The sequence below is a fragment of the Microbacterium sp. 5K110 genome (assembly GCF_005774735.1).
Classification (GTDB): domain Bacteria; phylum Actinomycetota; class Actinomycetes; order Actinomycetales; family Microbacteriaceae; genus Microbacterium.
Genome location: NZ_VBUM01000076.1, coordinates 1 through 17,812, shown reverse-complemented (window position 1 = coordinate 17,812; position 17,812 = coordinate 1). Strand labels below are relative to the sequence as shown.

Annotated in this window: 13 protein-coding genes and 1 pseudogene; 2 read left to right on the top strand and 12 right to left on the bottom strand. The window is 68.4% G+C overall.

Going from position 1 to position 17,812, the window contains the following annotated elements; genetic code table 11:
- Positions 1-84: 84 nt before the first annotated feature.
- The 9 genes and pseudogenes from FE256_RS14340 to FE256_RS14300 all read right to left on the bottom strand — a co-directional run bounded on the left by FE256_RS14340 (position 85) and on the right by FE256_RS14300 (position 11,539).
- Positions 85-1,642: pseudogene (locus FE256_RS14340) on the bottom strand (glycoside hydrolase family 32 protein).
- A gap of 76 nt (positions 1,643-1,718) precedes the next feature.
- Complete coding sequence (locus FE256_RS14335) at positions 1,719-3,113, bottom strand: glycoside hydrolase family 32 protein (RefSeq protein ID WP_138176887.1); 1,395 nt, start codon at positions 3,111-3,113, stop codon at positions 1,719-1,721.
- On the bottom strand, positions 3,110-4,099 hold the full coding sequence (locus FE256_RS14330) for a LacI family DNA-binding transcriptional regulator (RefSeq protein ID WP_138176884.1): 990 nt from the start codon (positions 4,097-4,099) through the stop codon (positions 3,110-3,112). The genes FE256_RS14335 and FE256_RS14330 overlap by 4 nt, the downstream gene beginning before the upstream one ends.
- Before the next feature lie 16 nt (positions 4,100-4,115).
- Positions 4,116-5,027 carry a carbohydrate ABC transporter permease gene (locus tag FE256_RS14325; RefSeq protein WP_138176881.1) on the bottom strand — a complete coding sequence of 304 codons (912 nt, stop codon included), beginning with the start codon at positions 5,025-5,027 and terminating at the stop codon, positions 4,116-4,118.
- A complete protein-coding gene (locus tag FE256_RS14320; RefSeq protein ID WP_138176893.1) occupies positions 5,027-5,905 on the bottom strand; it encodes a carbohydrate ABC transporter permease in 879 nt (292 codons plus the stop codon). Before FE256_RS14320 ends, FE256_RS14325 begins: the two co-directional genes overlap by 1 nt.
- 73 nt (positions 5,906-5,978) lie before the next feature.
- Entirely contained in the window at positions 5,979-7,316 is a 1,338-nt protein-coding gene (locus tag FE256_RS14315; RefSeq protein ID WP_138176878.1) for an ABC transporter substrate-binding protein, read from the bottom strand.
- A gap of 50 nt (positions 7,317-7,366) precedes the next feature.
- Complete coding sequence (locus FE256_RS14310; RefSeq protein ID WP_138176875.1) at positions 7,367-8,833, bottom strand: glycoside hydrolase family 32 protein; 1,467 nt, start codon at positions 8,831-8,833, stop codon at positions 7,367-7,369.
- Between the two features lie 237 nt (positions 8,834-9,070).
- The gene (locus FE256_RS14305; protein ID WP_138176872.1) at positions 9,071-9,742 is read right to left on the bottom strand and encodes a hypothetical protein; all 672 of its coding nucleotides are present in this window, start codon (positions 9,740-9,742) and stop codon (positions 9,071-9,073) included.
- A gap of 27 nt (positions 9,743-9,769) precedes the next feature.
- A complete protein-coding gene (locus FE256_RS14300; protein ID WP_212743526.1) occupies positions 9,770-11,539 on the bottom strand; it encodes a glycoside hydrolase family 15 protein in 1,770 nt (589 codons plus the stop codon).
- Positions 11,540-11,653: 114 nt separating this feature from the next.
- Here FE256_RS14300 and FE256_RS14295 point away from each other — a divergent pair, with 114 nt between their 5' ends.
- Positions 11,654-13,021 (top strand): glucose-6-phosphate dehydrogenase, encoded by a 1,368-nt coding sequence (locus tag FE256_RS14295; RefSeq protein WP_138176866.1) that lies wholly within the window; start codon positions 11,654-11,656, stop codon positions 13,019-13,021.
- Positions 13,022-13,078: 57 nt separating this feature from the next.
- Here FE256_RS14295 and FE256_RS14290 read toward each other — a convergent pair whose 3' ends face one another.
- From FE256_RS14290 to FE256_RS14280, 3 genes are read right to left on the bottom strand one after another with little or no spacing between them, the layout of a single operon-like run.
- Positions 13,079-14,125 carry an ABC transporter permease gene (locus FE256_RS14290; RefSeq protein ID WP_212743525.1) on the bottom strand — a complete coding sequence of 349 codons (1,047 nt, stop codon included), beginning with the start codon at positions 14,123-14,125 and terminating at the stop codon, positions 13,079-13,081.
- Entirely contained in the window at positions 14,118-15,719 is a 1,602-nt protein-coding gene (locus FE256_RS14285) for a sugar ABC transporter ATP-binding protein (protein WP_252371037.1), read from the bottom strand. The genes FE256_RS14290 and FE256_RS14285 overlap by 8 nt, the downstream gene beginning before the upstream one ends.
- A 2-nt stretch (positions 15,720-15,721) precedes the next feature.
- Positions 15,722-16,816: a sugar ABC transporter substrate-binding protein gene (locus tag FE256_RS14280; RefSeq protein ID WP_138176860.1), complete on the bottom strand. Its 1,095-nt coding sequence runs from the start codon at positions 16,814-16,816 to the stop codon at positions 15,722-15,724.
- A 216-nt stretch (positions 16,817-17,032) separates the two neighbouring features.
- Between FE256_RS14280 and FE256_RS14275 the strand changes: the two genes are divergently transcribed.
- Positions 17,033-17,812: SDR family NAD(P)-dependent oxidoreductase (locus FE256_RS14275; RefSeq protein ID WP_138176857.1), on the top strand; the 780-nt coding region annotated here is incomplete at its 3' end.

Sequence of the window (17,812 nt, the reverse complement as noted above, 5' to 3'; positions counted from 1 at the left end):
GCGTCAGTGATCTGCGCGAGCGCTGCGCACCCGAATTGCTGTCCGCGCGGAGGCGGCCGGGGCGGAGCCCCGGCCGCCCTCGGCTCACACGGGCGTCGCGAACTCGCGGATCGTGATGCCGGTGAAGGTCGCCGCGCCCCCGTCCGAATAGAACGAGATGCCGGTGTCGGTGTCCAGGAAGTGGACCTGCTGCGACAGCACCGTGTGGCCGGCGTTGACGAACACCTCGACGCTCTGCCGGTCGACGAAGATCCGCAGGTGGACCGAGCGAGCGGCCGGATCTATCGGAGCCGCGGCTCGTGTGTAGGGGACGAGGGAGTATCCGCTGCGATCCGACGGCGCCCGATCGACGTAGAGATCGGAGCCGTACTTGCCGATGTTCGTGTGCCGGGACCCGTCGGCCGAGCGCCCTACGGAAACGCCGACGTTCGTGGCATCCGTCCACGAGATGTCGAGCTCAAGCTCGTACGCGCGCCCGCTCCACGGGAGCACGGCACTGCCGTTCACCGTGCGGTCGGGAAGAGTCACGGTCGACGTGGCGTGGGCCGCCAACGTCGAGATCGGGCTGCTCAGAAGCGCGTACCGTCCGTCGGGCTGGTGCTCGAGACGGAGCTCCCGGACGATCGAGTTCTGCCCGTTGTAGCCGTCGGTCGCGTCGGTGGGGACGTCGCGCGCGGCGTACTTCCAGTTGTTCATCCACGCGATGGCGAGTCGCCGCGTGGTGGGTGCCTCGATGCTTGGCCACGTCACCGCGGCGTACCAGTCCCCCCCAGTCCAGCCACTGTGGGGTGAGGTCGTCCGCCACGAAGTGCGTGCCGTTCCAGGTGCCGGTCCAGTAGGCATAGGTCATCGGGAGGCCGACACCGTACGCGTCCATGCTCGCCCCGATCACCCAGTGGCTCGTGCCGTCACCGGCCGTCATCTGGAAGATGTCGGGGCATTCGATGCCGCCGAGGTCGTGGTTCGGGTAATCGAAGTTGCTCCGCCACGTCCAGTTCCGCAAGTCGGGCGACGTGTAGATGCCGGCGTACCGCGCGCGCCCGAGGATCAGGACCCATTCGCTGCGCCCCGCGTCCCAGTGCACCTTCGGATCACGGCACCACTCGGCGTTGTCGATCTCCGCGGGCGTCTGCGCGGTTCGGCCGTCGTTGTTGACGAGCACCGGGTCGGGCAGCATCGTGAAGCTGAACCCGCCGTCCGTCGACCAGTACAGATACTGCTCCTGGTACTTGCGGATGTTGTTCGTCGGACGCGTGGCGAGTGCGATCACCGCACCGGCACCGAAGCCCGCCGTATTGCCCGTATCGACGACGAGGCATCCCGACCAGACGGGCACGCCCCCCGAGATCGGCATCACGGTGCCGTGATGCGTGAAGCTCACGCCGTCGGTGGTCGCGTGATCCCACCCACCCGGACCGTTGTTGATGTTCGAGTGCAGGTAGTACAGCTGATACTGCCCACCCGAGACGATCGGGCGCTGCGGATCGCAGAGCCAGGCCGTCGGCGGGGTCATGTGGTAGATGGCACGCTGTGACACGGTGTCGGCGCGAGCCGCCGCGGGGACCGCGGCGGTGAGAGCAAGGCCGAAGGCCCCGGCTCCTGCGCCCTGCAACAGCGTGCGACGGGAGATCTCGAATGACATGATGCTCACTTCCTCGTTCGGTGGCGGGCGCGACGAATCGCCCGCCGGGTGGCCCGGCGGTGAGAGGGGAGTTGGATCAGACGGTCGCCGGAACCGCCCGACCCTTCTGGACGACGCCGTCGGAGACGACGAGGCGCACTCCGGGAGCCCCCGTCCCGGTCTGAGCCTGAGCCGAGACGGTCACCGGGCTTGAGCCGAGGGTCACAAGGTGCGACAGCACGGTCGCGCCGTCGTCGGCGAAGATCTCGAAGAGCGGTCCGTCGAGGATCGCAGTGAGGACGCCGGTGGGGCCGTCGAGAAGCGGGGCGACCCGGGTGCCCGCGAAGTCGGGATGCAGGGATCGGGCAACCGTTCCGTCCCTCGACACGGACAGGGTGCCGCCGGCGGGGTCATGGACGATCTCGACCGTGGCATCCCCCTCCCCCTCGAGGGTCAGTCGCAGGGCCCCGGTCACCGCCGGGTCCCACCGGACGTCCACGAGAACGTGCGGCTCGACCGTGACCGGAGCCTCGACCGCGTCCGCACGTTCGTCGCGGAGGTCGACGGACGGTCGCTGCACGAGACGCAGCTCCCCGTCGACGTCACGGAGTCCGAGGGTGCGCGGGATCGACATCGCGCCCCGCCACGGCGACGTCGGGACGACGTGGGCGTAGCGCCAGTTGCTCATCCAGGCGAGCATGACCGCCGCTCCGTGAGGGGCATCGTGGAAGGTCACGCCCGCGTACAGGTCGCGACCGTGATCGAGGGGCACGAGAGCGTCGTGATCCGCGCGGAATGCACCGTCGATGAGGTCGCCGACCACGTAGTGCATCGCGGAACCGGCGGGGTCGGGATCCTCCCCGACGGGGTTCGTGCTCAGCAGCAGCACCCAACGCCGACTGCCGGGCCGTCCTTCCACGGGGAGGTGAACGAGGTCGGGGCACTCCCACACCACGCCGTCCACACCGATCGGGTCGAAGGATCCGGACTCCCGCCACGAGAGCAGGTCGTCGGAGGCGTAGAACACCACGCGCCGCTCGACCGCTTCGACGGTCAGCATGAGCCATCCGCCGTGCGGGAGCCGCACCACCTTGGGGTCGCGGAAGTCGGAACTCCCCCGGTCGATCACCGGGTTGGCGGCATCCGGGATCCAGGTCTCGCCGCCGTCGACGCTCGTCGCACGGGACTGCGCCTGGATGCCATAGCCGTAGGCACTCGTGTAGAACGCCGTGAGCGTTCCGTCGGCGTCGATGACGGTCGAACCCGAGTAGATCTGCTCACCGGGCCCATACGGCAGGGCGACGGGATGCTCTTCCCACTGCAGGAGGTCGCGGCTGGACGCGTGTCCCCAGCTCATGTTGCCCCAGTCGTTCCCCTCGGGGTTGTACTGGAAGAAGGCGTGCCAGCAATCGTCGACGAAGACCAGACCGTTGGGGTCGTTCATCCAATTGCGGACGGGGGCGAGGTGGAATCGCGGCCGGGGAAGGTTCACAGCGACTCCCGCGGAACGGAGGGGCAGGAGACCAGCTGGCGAGCGCCCACGGCCGGAGCATCGAGTCCGAGCAGCGTCCGCACGCCGGCCGCGCCGAGTTCATAGTGCGGCAGGGCGACGGTCGACAGGGGCGGTCGGAGATGTGCCGCGATGACGTCCTGGTTGTCGAAGCCCATGACCGCCATGTCGTCGGGGATGCGCAGGCCGCGTTCACGGAGGCCGTCGTACAGTCCCATCGCGACCCGGTCGTTGTGGCAGAAGACCCCGGTGGCGCCGGAGGCGAGCACGCCGTCGACCGCCGCGTATCCGCCCTCCTGGTCGGGGGCGGTTTCAAAGGCGAGCCCGGCATCGAAGGCGATTCCGGCCTCCTCCAGCGCCGACCGGTAGCCGGCGAACCGCCCCTCCCGGGCAGGCGAGGGCGTCGTGGTGTTCAGGAAGGCGATCCGGCGATGCCCGGCCGTGAGCAGGTCCTCGGTCGCCGTCCGACCGCCCTGCTCCTCGTCGGGGACCACCGCGGGGAACGAGTCGTCGCCGGCGAAGCAGTTCACCAGCACCGTCTCCGTGTGCTGCAGCGACGGGGGGACCTCGATCTCGCGGTGATACCAGGTGGAGTACAGGATGCCGCGCACCTGGTGCTCCAGCATCATCGCGATCGCATCGTTCTCGGCGGCGGCATTGCCCTCGGTGTTGGCCACGAGGAGGACGAAACCGTGGCGCCACGCCTCGTCCTGGGCGCCGTGGATGATCTGTCCGGCGAAGGGCGTGGTGGCGATGGCATCCGCCACCAGACCGATGAAGCGGGAGCTGCCCTCCGACAGCGTCTTGGCGAGAGCGTTCGGACGGTAACCGAGCGCCGCGATCGCCTCGTGCACGCGACGCCGGGCATCCTCGCCGATGCGCGCGCCGGGCTTGTCGTTGACGACGTGCGACACGGTCGCGACCGAGACGCCGGCCGCCTTGGCGACATCGCGCATGGTGGTGGTCATGAGGGGATCCTCGTATTCATCCCTTGGTGGCTCCGCTCTCGAGGCCGGCGATCATCGCCTTGTTCAGCACCAGGAAGACCAGCAGCAGTGGCGTCACCGTGACGCACACGGCGGCGAACGTCGCTGTCCAATCGGTGTTGCCCATCGCTCCGATGTAGTTTTGCAGGCCCAGCGGGATCGTCTTCAGTCCGTCGGACAGCACGAAGGTGTTCGCGAAGACGAAGTCGTTCCAGATGAAGATGCTGTTGACCAGCACGACGGTGATGATGGTGTTCACTGACAGCGGCGCCGTGATCTGCAGGAAGATCCGGTACGGACCGGCACCGTCGAGCGAGGCCGCCTCGTACAACTCTCGCGGGATGTACTCGTAGAACGACGAGAAGAGGTAGACGCCCATCGGAAGCGAGAACGCCGCCAGCGGCAGGATCATCGACAGGTGGGTGTCGAGCAACCCCACCTGCGAGTAGTCGATGAAGAGCGGGACGAGCGCGATCTGCACCGGCACGATGATTCCGAGCAGGAACAGCGCACGGACGAGCCCGCTGAAGCGGAACCCGAGCACCTGCAGGGCGTAGGCGGCCATCATCCCGGCCACCACGATGAGCGCGCTGGCACCGAGGGTGACGATGAAGCTGTTGCCGATGTTCAGCGCCAGGTTGCCCGTCGCGAACGCACGCGCGTAATTGTCGAGCGTCCACTCCCGCGGAAGGGCGAACGGGTCGCCGCCCGCGAAGTCCGAGGCTGTGCGGAAGCTGGTGAGGAAGAGCCACAGCAGCGGGTACACCTGCACGACGACGATCAGGATCACGGTGACCGTGAGAAGCGTGCGCTGGACCGGCAGGCGCGGCGAGTGGTGCACCGGCCGGGGTTCGATCTCGGGATTCCGGGGGGCGGATGCCGCGGGCGCGGGGGCGAGAGTCGCGGTCATCACGCGTCCTTTCGACGGAGGAGCAGGAAGATGAGCCCGACCGCGACGAGGCATTCCACCACGATGAAGACGGAGAGGGCGCTGGCATAGCCGTAGTCGGTGTGCACGAATGCGGTCTTGTACATGTACGTCGTCAGGAGCTCGGATGCCTGCCCCGGACCGCCGTTCGTGAGGAGGTAGGGGATGTCGAATCCGCGCAGCGCGAAGGTGGTCGCCATCACGGTCGTGGTGATCCAGACGGGACGGATGTAGGGGAACCGGATGCACCAGAACGTCTGCCACCACGAGGCGCCGTCCAGCCGGGCGGCCTCCTCGAGCTCCTTCGGCACGGCGATCAGCGCCGCGTAGATGATGAGCATGTAGAGGCCCGTGAAGCGCCAGCCTTCGGGAATGGACACGGCGGCCAGCACGGTCTGGAGGTTCGACAACCACGCGGTCTGCAGCCCGTCGAGGCCGACGAAGGCGAGCAGCTGGTTGATCAGGCCCACCGGTTCGAGCGAGTAGATCCGGAGGAACAGGAACGCGATGGCCACCGTGGAGATCACGGCGGGCAGCAGGTACAGCGTCTTCACGAGCTCCCGTGCGCGCGGCAGCGCGGTGAGCAGACCCGCGACGGCCAGGGCTCCACCGAGCTGGAGGACGAGGCAGATGGCGAGGTAGCCGAGCGCGTTGCCGAACGCGGTCCAGAAGACGTCGTCGCGGGTGAACATCTTCACGTAGTTGTCCAGGCCCACGAAGGTCAGACGGGTGATGCCGTCCCACGAGAAGAGGCTCAGCACGAGGGACTGCACGATCGGCAGCAGAACGGCGGCCCCGTACAGGAGCAGGGGAGGCACGAGGAAGACGGCGACGGCCAGCCCGGACCGGCGGGGAAGCATCGAGGTGCTCATGGGCCGCCGACGAGTGGGCCGGCCGGCCCCGGTCACCCGGGGCCGGCCGGACGTCAGGACATCAGCCACCGACGTTCTCCTTCAAGGCGGCATCCATCGTCCCCACGAACTCGCCGGGCGTGATGTCGCCCTGAACCAGCAGGGTCAGCTCCTGCTGGAGACGCGTGTTCGTGGCGGGGTCCAGCTGCGTGTCCCACGGCATCGCGATCTTGGTGCCCACGTCGCCGGATTGGGCGATCGCCCGGTCGTACAGAGGCGTCGCATTGGACGGGATCGTGGTCTGGACGTCGGTGGTCGGCGAGAGCGCGCCGGATGCGGCGACCTCAGCGGGGTAGCGCTCGAGCGCGAACTTCAGGAAGTCCCGGACCAGGGGGTCGTACGTGGCGGTGTTCACGGCCATCCCGATCCCCGACGGGGTGACGTATTCGTTGTCGGCCGTGGCAGCCCCGGGAAGCGTGGGGAGTGTGAAGTAGTCGACCTTGTCGCGGACGCCCGCGTCGAGCTTGTCGGTCGCCAGGTTTCCGAGCTCCCACGTGCCGATGTTGTACACGGCCGCCTTGCCGGACGTGAACTGCGCCTGCGCGTCGGCGTACCCGGTCGAGGAGAAGCCCTCCTGGAAGCAGCCGGCCTTACCCAGCCCGGACAGCCACTCGGCCGCGGCGAGGCCGGGGGCATCCGAGAACTTCGCTTCTCCGGTCTTGAGCTTCTGCACGTACTCCGGGCCGACCTGGCGGAACGGGTAGTACGCCATGTACCGCTCGAGCGGCCATCCGTCGGCACCGTCCAGCGCGATCGGGGTGATGCCCTTCGCGCGGAGCGCCTGACACATCGGCGCGAAGTCGTCGAGCGTGGCCGGAACCGGGACTCCGGCCTGCGAGAGCAGATCACGGTTGTACCAGAAGAACTCGAGCTGGAATTCGAAGGGCACCATGTACAGCGAGCCGTCGTCGAAGCGCTGGTAGTTCAGGGCGGCTTCGCGGTAGGTGTCGGCGAGGCCGAGGTCCTTCAGCAGCGCGTCCACGTCGATCATCCGACCCTGCTGCGCGAGCTTCTGGGCGAACGGGGTGGCATCCGTGTCGAAGAGTTCGGGCAGCTTGTTGGCTGCGGCGAGCGTCTCGTACTTCTGAATGTAGCTGGGTCGGTCGGGCGTCGTGATGAGGTTGAGCGAGAAGCCCGGGTGGTCGGCGGCGTATTCGCCGGCGATCTTCTGCATGGCGGTGATGACGCCGCCATCCGCGGGGCGCGAGAGAAGCCACGAGATCTCGCGGGGCTTCACCTCGCCCTCGGGGTGGACGTCGGTGGGGTCCGCGCCGCCGCCGGAAGCGCCGCAGCCCGACAGGACGAGGGCAGCGGCAGCAGCGAGGGCGACCCAGGATGCCGTGCGCGTGAGGTTGACCATAGGAATCTCCGTTGATGTGTGGTTCGGGTGGCGGGAAGGAAAGGAGCGAATCAGGAGGACGCGACCAGGAGGTCGTCGTGCAGGGCGTCGGTCACGTCGGGGGTCCGCGCGGACACATCGAGTTCGAGGACGGTGACGGTCCCCTCCCCGACGAAGGCGCCGACCGCTCCCTCGGTGCGGTCGTAGAGCCGCGTACTGAGGGTCACGGCACCGTCGACGGCGGCCACGCAGAGGTCGTCGACGACGACGACGTCGAGCCGATGCCGGCCGGGCTCCAGGAGCACGGGACGCTCGAGTTCGATGGCGAACGGGACGTCGCCCGAGATCTGCCACTGCTCACCGCCGGTGCGACGGCGAGGCCAGCGATCGAACACGAGGCGGTTGCGACGGGGTTCGAGGCGCAGCACGTAAGCCTCGCCACCGTCAGCGCTCGCCCGCAGCAGGAGCCCGCATTCGGTGGTGCCCGGGGCGATGTCGAACTCCGCCTGCACCCGGAAGGTGGTGGGCGCCGTCCCGGGGAGGACGAGGTCGGAATATCCGTCGGGTGCGGACAGAACGGTCGCGGATGCCAGTCCTCCGACGCCGCGATCGAAGGTCTCGAGCAACTCGCGCGGCGGGTGGAAACGCAGCGTGCCGTCCGAATTCTGCTCCGCCTCCAGGATGGAGAGGGTACCGGCCCACTGCCAATCGCCGTCGTCGGTCGAGCCCTCTCGCGAGGAGATCCACCCGAAGAAGAAGCGGCGTCCGTCGCGCGCGGCCGATTTCGCCGCGTAGTACGCCCGCCCGTCGAGGGTGTCGTTCTCCGGCACGTTCCAGGGGCCGTGCAGGCTGCGCGAGACGCGATAGCGCGTGGTGAAGGACTCGCTGAACTCGGAGTAGACCAGGTACCACCACCCGTTCCATTCGAAGACCTCCGGGCATTCGTGCGCGAGGTAACGCCGAGGGTCCCAGAACGGCTCGGCGGGCTCCCACGACCGGAGGTCGTACGAGACGCACTGCGCGATGACACCGCGGCGGCGCTCGGGGCCGTGCGCGTGCCGGGCGGTCACGAGCATGCGCCACAGCCCGGCTTCCTCGTCGCGGAACACGAAGGGGTCGCGCCAATCGGCCGTCTCGTAACCCGCCGTGGCGCCGAACGCGTCCTCCGGATGACGTTCCCAGGTACGCATGCCGTCCGCGCTCGTCCCATGCAGCACGAGCTGAAGGGGGAGACCGTCGTTCCCGAGGACGTCCGGGTTCTGTCCGGTGTAGAAGACGTGGTGGATGCCGTCGGCCACGACGACGCTTCCGGTGTAGACGTTGAAGTCGTCGGCATCCGGTCCCCCGGAGGCCAATGCCGGGCCGGTCTCGGTGAAGCTGACGAGGTCGTCGGTGACGACCCGGTGCCACGGCATGCCGATCTTGGGCGTGCGACGTGACTCGTGCAGGTAGAAGAGGTGGAACCTGCCGTCCTCCTGCCACGGGATGACGTCACCGACCCAGCCTCCGGACGGTCGGAAGAACCCTCTTTGGTCCATGCGGATGACTCCTCGACGAGACGCTGTCTCCGATGAACCCGGGGTGGTTAATCGGTTACGCAGACCATAGCAAGGGACGCCGCGCATGGTCAATCGGTTAATCACGGCTGTTTCGGCGACGGTCCGGACTTCACCCACGGGTTCGCGTCATCACCTCAGCGATCTGCACGAACTCAGTGGCATCCGGCCCGATCGGACTGACGTTGCGCGAATCGCTGAGTAAGCGCGTGGCCGCGGTCACTCCGTCAGGTACGCCGTCACCGACTCGGACAGCCGCACGGGCAGGCCGCGGATCGACACGCGGGACGGGTCGCCGAGCGCGATGCTGAGGCGACGGTCGACGCCGAACACCGCGCCGTCGTCGAGCGCGCCGCCGGCGGTGCATCCCGCCGACCAGGGCTGGTCGTTGACCGCGATGAACGTCACGACGCACACGCCGTCTCCCCGCTCGCGCTCGGCCAGGAACACGCGGAACCCGCGCATCACGGCGATGTACCGGGTGCTCGTCGGGTCGATGCCGCTGTCCGCGATGATCCCCGACGAGATCTTGTCGTCGTCGGTCTGCGGGAACGCCAGTTCGGGATACGGGGATGCCGTCGACGCCGACGGCGCGGGGGAGGCTGCGGCGAGCGAGGGCGACGCGGCGCCCGCGGCGTAGCCCGCCCCGATGAGCGCGGCCGCGGCGACGACCGCCACGATCACCGCGAGCGCGCGGGGGCGGTGGGGCGTGGCATCCACGATCAGTTCGGGAGCGGCGGGCTCGGCCGCGGTCGACGTCGGGGCGCGGTCGAGACGCAGCTCCTCCTCGAGGGCCGCGAGTCGCGCGATCTCGGCCGCGGTGGCCGGGCCTCCGGCTTCGCCGTAGACGCGCTCGCGCAGGTGGTTCAGCTCGACGTCATCGTCGCTCATGCCCCGACTCTAGAACCGCCACGGGGGTCAGGGGGCGGTTGCGCCGAGGGCATCCGAGGCGCCCACGAGCGCTAGGTGCGACAGCGCCTGCGGGGTGTTGCCCGCCTGCCGGTTGCCCTTCGGGTCGTACTCCTCGGACAGCAGGCCGACGTCGTTGGCGACCGCGGTGAGCCGCCGCATGAGGGCGACCGCGTCGGCGCGCCGCCCGCTGTGCGCGTATTGCCGCACGAGCCAGAACGAGCACGCGAGGAACGGATGTTCGTCACCGGCGAGACCGTCGACGCCGGTCGTGCGGTAGCGCAGCAGCCAGCCGTCGGGCATGAGGGTCTGCTCCATCCGTGCGACGGTGGCGAGCATGCGCGGATCGTCGTAGGCGCAGAATCCCACCTGGGGCAGGATCAGGAGCGACGCGTCGACCTCGTCCGTATCGAAATGCTGGGTGAACCAGCCGTCCGCGTGCACACCACGGGAATCGATGTCGGCCCGGACACGGTCGCGCAGCGCGCGCCACGTGTCGACCTCGCCGTCCAGACCGTCCTGCTCGACGGCGCGGATGCCACGGTCCAGCGCCGCCCACACCATCGCGCGCGAATGCGTGAAGAAGTGGGGGTCGCCGCGCATCTCCCAGATGCCGTTGTCGGGGCGGTCGAACCAGTCCGCCAGCTGGTCGAGGAGCGCCCGCTGCAGCGACCACGAGAACGTCGTCTCCTCGACACCGGCGTTCCGCGCCGCCTCGAGGGCGACCATCACCTCGCCGATGACGTCCGCCTGATACTGGTCGACCGCCCCGTTCCCGATGCGGACCGGGCGTGCGCCGTCGTACCCGGGCAGGCTCGTGATCTCCCGCTCGGGCAGGTCGCGTTCGCCCGCGATGCCGTACATGATCTGCACATCGGCGGGATCGCCGGCGATCGCCCGCAGCAACCAGGTGCGCCACCGATGCGCCGCTTCGAGGTAGCCGTGGTCGATGTAGGCGCTCAGGGTGAGAGCCGCGTCGCGCAGCCAGACATAGCGGTAGTCCCAGTTGCGCTCTCCCCCGAACGCCTCGGGAAGCGACGTCGTCGCCGCCGCCACGATGCCCCCGGTCTCGGAGTGCGTCAGCGCGCGCAGCACGAGCAGGGAGCGCGTCACGAGGTCGGCGTGCTCACCGGCGGCTTTGACCCGTCCCGCCCATTCGGCCCACCACTCGGTGGTGCGCTTGAGGGTGGCATCCACATCGATCGCCGCGGGCGGCTGCTGCCATGACGGCCCCCAGGACAGGACCGAATCGACGGACTCCCCCGCCACGGTCGTCCACAGGGCGCGGTGCGCGGTGTCGACGGCGATCAGGCGCGGACCGCGCAGCACGACCGAATCGGGACCGGCGACGGCGAGGATCGCGTGGTCGTGCGCGTGGCCGATCTGCCGTACCCACGGGATGGCGCGGGCGTAGTCGAACCGGAATCGCACTTCGCTGACGAAGTCCATCCCGCCCGAGATCCCGACGACACGGCGCACGAGCGCCTCGACCCCCTCGTCGATCGGCATGGCATCGTGCACCTCGGCGACGCCGGTGGACGTCTCCCAGCGCGTGACCAGCACGAACGTGTCGGCGTCGTAGTGCCGGGTGACCGTGGCATCCGGATCCGTCGGACGCAAGGACCACGCCCCGTGCGACTGGTCGCCCAGCAGTGCCCCGAACATCGATGCACTGTCGTACCGCGGCAGGCACAGCCAGTCGACGCTGCCCTCCCGGGACACGAGGGCGGCGGATCGGCAGTTGCTGAGGACGGCGTAGTCCTCGATCGCGGTGCTCACCCTCGTGATTGTGGCAGGGGATGCCGACATCGCGGCCGTGCATCTCGCTAGCGGCATCCGTGTGCCCGCTGCAAGCGACCTCCCGGTGTCGGACCCGGGCGCTACGGTGTCCCCATGCCGGCGGACACCACCCTCATCATCCTGGGCGCTTCGGGCGACCTCACCTCGCGGCTCCTGCTGCCCGCCCTCGGGCAGCTGCTGACGCGCGAGCCGGGCCGCTCGGTGCGTCTGCACGGCGCCGGCATGGAGGACTGGACCGACGACCACTGGCGCGAGGTGGTGCGGACCTCCTTCGCGACGACCGACTCGGAGGCGGCGTTCGCGATGGTCGCCGAGACCACCTACAGTCAGGCCGACATCACGAAGGCCGCCGATCTCCAGCAGCTTCTGGATGCCGCCGAGGGACGGCCCGCGCTGTACTTCGCGGTTCCGCCCGCCGTCGCCGAGAAGGCCTGCGTCGCCCTCGCCGACGTGACGATCCCCGAAGGAACGATCCTCGCGCTCGAAAAGCCCTTCGGCACCGACGAGGCCAGCGCCCACGCACTCAACCTGCAGGTGGCCAAGCTCGTGCCCGAAGAGCAGGTGTTCCGCATCGACCACTTCCTCGGCCGCTCGACGGTGCTCAACCTCTTGGGCGTGCGCTTCGCCAACCGCCTCATCGAGAGCGTGTGGTCGGCAGACGACATCGCCGGGGTCACGGTCGACTACCCCGAGAAGCTGGGGCTCGAAGGGCGTGCGGGTTACTACGACCACGCGGGCGCCCTCGTCGACATGATCCAGAGCCACCTGCTGCAGGTCATGGCGTTCGTGACGATGGAGCCACCGTCCTCGCTCGATCAGCTCGACCTGCGCGATGCGACCTCGACGGTGCTGCGCGCCACTCACGTGTGGGACGACGATGCCGTGACGAACTCCCGTCGCGCGCGCTACACCGCGGGCACGATCGGCGACCGGCACTTCACCTCGTACGTCGACGAGCCCGGTGTCGACCCGGCGCGGCAGACCGAGACGCTGGCCGAGATGACCGTCGAGGTGCGCACGGCCCGGTGGCAGGGCGTGCCGATCGTGCTGCGTTCGGGCAAGGGGCTCGGCTCCGACGCGGGTGACCCCGCGGTGACGGTGACCTTCAAGCCGGTGCGGCACCTGCCGGATGGGTTCGTCGGGGAGAGCACCCCCTCGGTGCTGACGTTCTCGCTCGGCCCCGACACGATGAGCCTCGGCCTCAACGTCAACGGCGCCGACGACCCGCTGGAACTCGAACGCGTCACCCTCGCGGCCGACCTGGGCGAGGGCGGCCTCAAGGCGTACGGAGAGGTGCTCTCCGGCATCCTGGACGGAGACGCGATGCTCGCCGTGCGAGGCGATGCCGCCGAGCAGTGCTGGCGCATCGTGCAGCCGGTCATCGACGCGTGGCGCGCCGACGAGGTGCCGCTCGACGAGTACCCGGCGGGGACAGCCGGCCCGGCATCCTGGGGCCTCTGAGCCCGCGGAGGCGAGCCGGCCGCGCACTCGGCCGCCGACTCGCCCCCTTCGGCTGAGCTACCCCCGGCGCCGTCGAGCGAACGCGTCGAGCGCGACCGCGCCCACGACGATGGCACCGGTGATGACGGATTCGACGTTCACGTCGAACCCGCTCGACTGCGACACGTTGCGGATGATGGCGATGATGAGCAGTCCGACTGCCGTCCGCCACATCGCTCCCTCTCCTCCGAAGAGTGACGTGCCACCGATCACGACGACGGCGATGACATCGAGGACGATCGTCGAGCCCACGTCGGCCTGACCCACGGACAACCGCGACGCGATGATGCAGCCACCGATGGCGGCACATACGCCGACGAGGGTGTAGGTACTCGCGCTGAGAGCCTCGACGCGCAGGCCCGCGAGCCGGGCTGCCTCGGGATTGCCGCCGATCGCGAAGATCGATCGCCCGTATGCCGTCCGCGACAGGATGAACCCCGCGATGAGGAAGACGATCACCATCAGCCAGACCGACACGGGGACCGCTGCGATCATCCCCAGTCCGAGCCAGTCGAACCCGGGCTCGTTGTTGAGGACGGGCGAGGAATTCGAGAACAGGAAGGCGGCGCCGCCGAACACCGAACCCGTTCCCAGCGTCGCGACGAACGGGTTGACCTTCAGCAGTGTGATGATGGCCCCGTTGATGGCTCCCGCCGCCGCTCCGACGAGGAGGGTGAGCACGAAAGCGAGAGGGATGGGGAGAGTCAGCGCCAACTGGGCGTACACGACGGCACATCCCGCGTAGGTCGCCCCCACCGAGAGATCCAGGCCGCGCGCGATCATGACATAGGTCATGCCGACCGCGATGATGCCGAGCTGCGCGTTCTGCGACAGGAGGTTCTGCAGATTTCCCCAGGCCAAGAAGCCCGGGTAGGTGAGTTGAGCCCACAGGACGAGAAGCAGAAGCAACCACACCATGCCGAACCGGAACATGGTGTCTTTCGCTCGGCGAGCAAACTGCTTCTTCTGGGGCTCCTCGACGCCGAGCTTCTTCTCGCCGCCGAGCTTCTTCTCGCCGCCGAGCGCGAGCGCCGGGCCGCGCGAGTGTTGGTCGGTACTAGACATGTGTGTTCTCCACTTGGAACGCCGAATAAAGGATTCGCGCGACGAGGTCCTGCTCGGAATTGCGCGCGCGGTCGATGTCGAACTCGTCGACGATCCGCCCGGAGGACATCACCAGCACGCGCCCCGCGGTCTGGGCGACCTCCTCGAGCTCGGAACTGACGACCAGGACACCGGCGCCGGCCGCCGCCCGTTCGCGGAGGGTGTCGAGGATGTCGGACTTCGCTCCGACATCGATCCCGCGCGTCGGCTCATCCGCCAGGAGAAAGCGGGGCGGCCGGTGGCCCCACCGCGCCAGAAGCAGCTTCTGCTGATTTCCCCCAGAGAGGTTGCGGGCAGGCTCCCCCAAGCGCGCAGGATCGAAACCGTAGGCCGCAGCGACGCGGGTCGCACCGTCGCGGATGCGGCGAGGGGTGACGATTCCGCGACGCGAAATCGAGCGGTAATCGGAGATGACGACATTGTCAGCCGCGGAGAGCATCAGGACGAGGCCCTGAGTCTTCCGATCCTCCGGCAGCAGGGCGATCCCGAGGCCGAGGGCACGACGCACCGAACGCGGCCACGGAACCTCCTTCCCATCCACCCAGAGACGCCCCACCGCGCGGGGATCCAGCCCGGCGAGCGCGTGCAGGACCGAGGAGCGGCCCGCGCCGACGAGCCCTCCGATGCCGAGGATCTCTCCCGAACGCAGCTCGAAGTCAATGCCTTCGACGGATCCGCCCACCTTGAGGCCTTCGACGCGGATCCCCTTGTCGGATCGCGAACGCCGCATCGGCTGCGCCGGTGACGTGCCCCCGTCCGCTGCCGCCGCCGCGTCTACTTTTTCGGCTGCCGCCGCGGCGACGTCCCGACCCAGCATCTCGTTCACCAACGTCTGCTTCGTCCACTCGGCGACCGGTCGACTCGCCGTCTGCCGACCGTCGCGGAACACCGTCACGTGGTCCGCGATGTTCAGCACCTCGTCCAGGGCGTGGGAGACGAACACCATGGTCACGCCGTGTGCCCGCAGGTCGCGCATGAGAGCGAAGAGCGACTCCCGTTCCGACGCACCGAGCGGCGCCGTCGGCTCGTCGAAGAAGATGATCCTGGCGTCGGAATCGAGCGCTCGCATGATCTCGAGGATCTGCTGCTGGGCGACGGAGAGATCCCTCGCGAGAGCGCCCGCCGGCACGGACACTCCCATTTGTGAAGAGAGCTCCTCGTAGCGACGACGCATTGCGCGTTCGTCGAGCACACCCGCTCGCGATCGTGGTCGTGACACGAAGACATTGGCCACCGCGGTGAGTGGGTCGATGATCGTCAGCTCCTGATAGATCGCCGCGATCCCGGCATGCTGCGCTGCTCGGGGGCTGCCGAGCGAGACCGATTCGCCGAAGACCGAGAACGATCCCTCGGATTGCTGGATCCGCCCCGCCAAGATGCCGAGCAGCGTCGACTTGCCCGCACCGTTCTCACCGACCAGAGCGTGGATGGTGCCCGCTTCGATGTCGAGATCGATGGACGACAGCGCCTGCGTCTTGCCGAACCTCTTCCCCAGCCCGCGCGTGGAGATCGCCTTCGTCGACCGTGAGGCATCCCCGTCGTTCGCCGTCATCATCGTCACGATTCGGGGGTGAAGGACGACGCGGTCTCCTTCGTGATCACGAAGAACCCCGTCTTCGCATCGGCATCCGCGGGCAGCGGGGCACCGCTGTTCTTCAGGAAGCGGGTCGGAGCCTTGCCGTCGAGCGCGTCGACGACCTGCTGCAGAGCGGAGGTGATCGTCGTACGCGGGTATTCCGGTGCCGAGGCGAGGATCGTGCCGGCCTCGAGCTGCTCGATCGAGTACTTGGAGGATCCCTTGTCGTAGATCTTGATCTCACCGGTGCGACCGGCGGCCTGCACGGCCTGCACAGCACCCTGCGTGAGGGTCACGTAGGCGGAGAACAGGATGGTCGCGTCAGGGTGCGCCTGGAGCATGTCGGCAGCCTTCTGGTTGCCCTGGGGGATCGAGTAGTCGGTGTTCGCCTCTGCGACGATCTGGAAGTCGGGGTGTGCCGCCGTCACCTTCTCGATCGCGGCATCGAGGTTGATGGTGATGCCGATGTTGTCGGGGCCCTTGAGCATGATGACCTTCTGCGGGCCCGGATTCTGCGCGATGACGTACTCGAGGTAGTCGGTCCAGTACTCGACGGTGTCCACGCCGCCGACGAACGCGAGGGTGCCCGGCGCCCAGAGCTCGTCGCCCTCGTTCACCGTCCGGCCGCACAGCGCCGTCGTCATGGCGACGACCACGATGTTCTTCGCCGGCGCCTGCTCGGTGGCCACCTTGCAGTTGAGATTGGAGTCGAGAGAGGGAAGGAGGATGGCGTTGTACTTGCCGGACTGGATGATCGTCTGCAGTGAGTTGTACTGGGTGGTCGCGTCGAACTTGCCGTCGAAGATGGTGACTTCGGCACCCGGGATCTTCGCGATGTCCGACTTCACCTGCTCGATCTGCGCCTGCAGGTAGCTGTTGTTGGTCCCGGGGAGAGCCACGGCGACGCGCAGGGGCGTCGACGCCGAGACGGGAGTGCTCGTTCCCACGTCGATCTGGACGGTCTCACCGGCCGGAGCCGGAGAGCCTCCGGGCGAGCTGCACGCGGTGGCTGTCAAAGCGAGCGTGGTGAGAGCAGCAGCCAGAATGGCGACGCGGTGCTTGCGGGTGCGGGACATGACTGTGTCCTTTCTTCATTGAAGGAGACATGGATCGACGTGCGTTACGGACTCGGATGTGTCGCGGCACTATCGATCTCGGGGGCCACGTTGTATTATCGTACGACAATAGTTCAATGTCTACCCCATCTTTCGCTCCCCCTCGGATCGAGGTGGCGAGACCCCCCGCAGGGGTATGACATGTGAACCGCTCGTCAACGAAGACCAGGAGTTCGAATGTCCCGTACCCCGTCCGACCCGCGCTCGTACATCGTCACCGGCGGCGCCAGCGGGATCGGCGAGTCCACCGTGCGCCAACTCACGCAGCGCGGGGATCGTGTCGCGATCGTCGACCGCGACACGACCCGACTCGCCGCCCTCGCCGATGAGTTCGGAGATCAGGTTCTTGCCCTCCCCGGCGACGTGAGCCAGGAAGAGGACGTCGTCGAATCAACGGACCGAGCGGCGGCCCACTTCGGTGGGCTCGACGGCGCGTTCCTCAATGCGGCGGTCCCGGGCCCGTTCCAGTCGCTGATGGAGACATCCGTCGAGGACTTCGACCGCGTGATCGCGATCGACCTGCGCGGAGTCTTCCTCGGACTGCGTGAGACCATGCGGCACCTCAGCGAGAGCACGGCCGGTGGATCCATCGTCGTCACTTCATCACTGGCCGGACTGAGCGCAGGCCGGGGGCTCGCCGCCTACACGGCCGCCAAACACGGCGTGATCGGGCTCGTCCGCAACGCGGCAGTAGAAGGCGCGGCGCACGGCATCCGCGTCAACTGCGTCGCCCCGGGCCTCACGGACACCCCCTTGCAGGCCCCCCTCCGGGAGTTCCACGGGGCGCAGGCCGATGCGCTCCAGGCACAGGTCCCCCTCGGCCGAATGGGCCGGCCGGGCGAGGTGGCCGACCTCGTGTCCTTCCTCCTCTCGGACGCTGCGGCCTACCTCACCGGCGCGGTCATCCCCATAGACGGGGGTGCACTCGCCGACTCCCCGCTGCGCACGCCCGAGAGC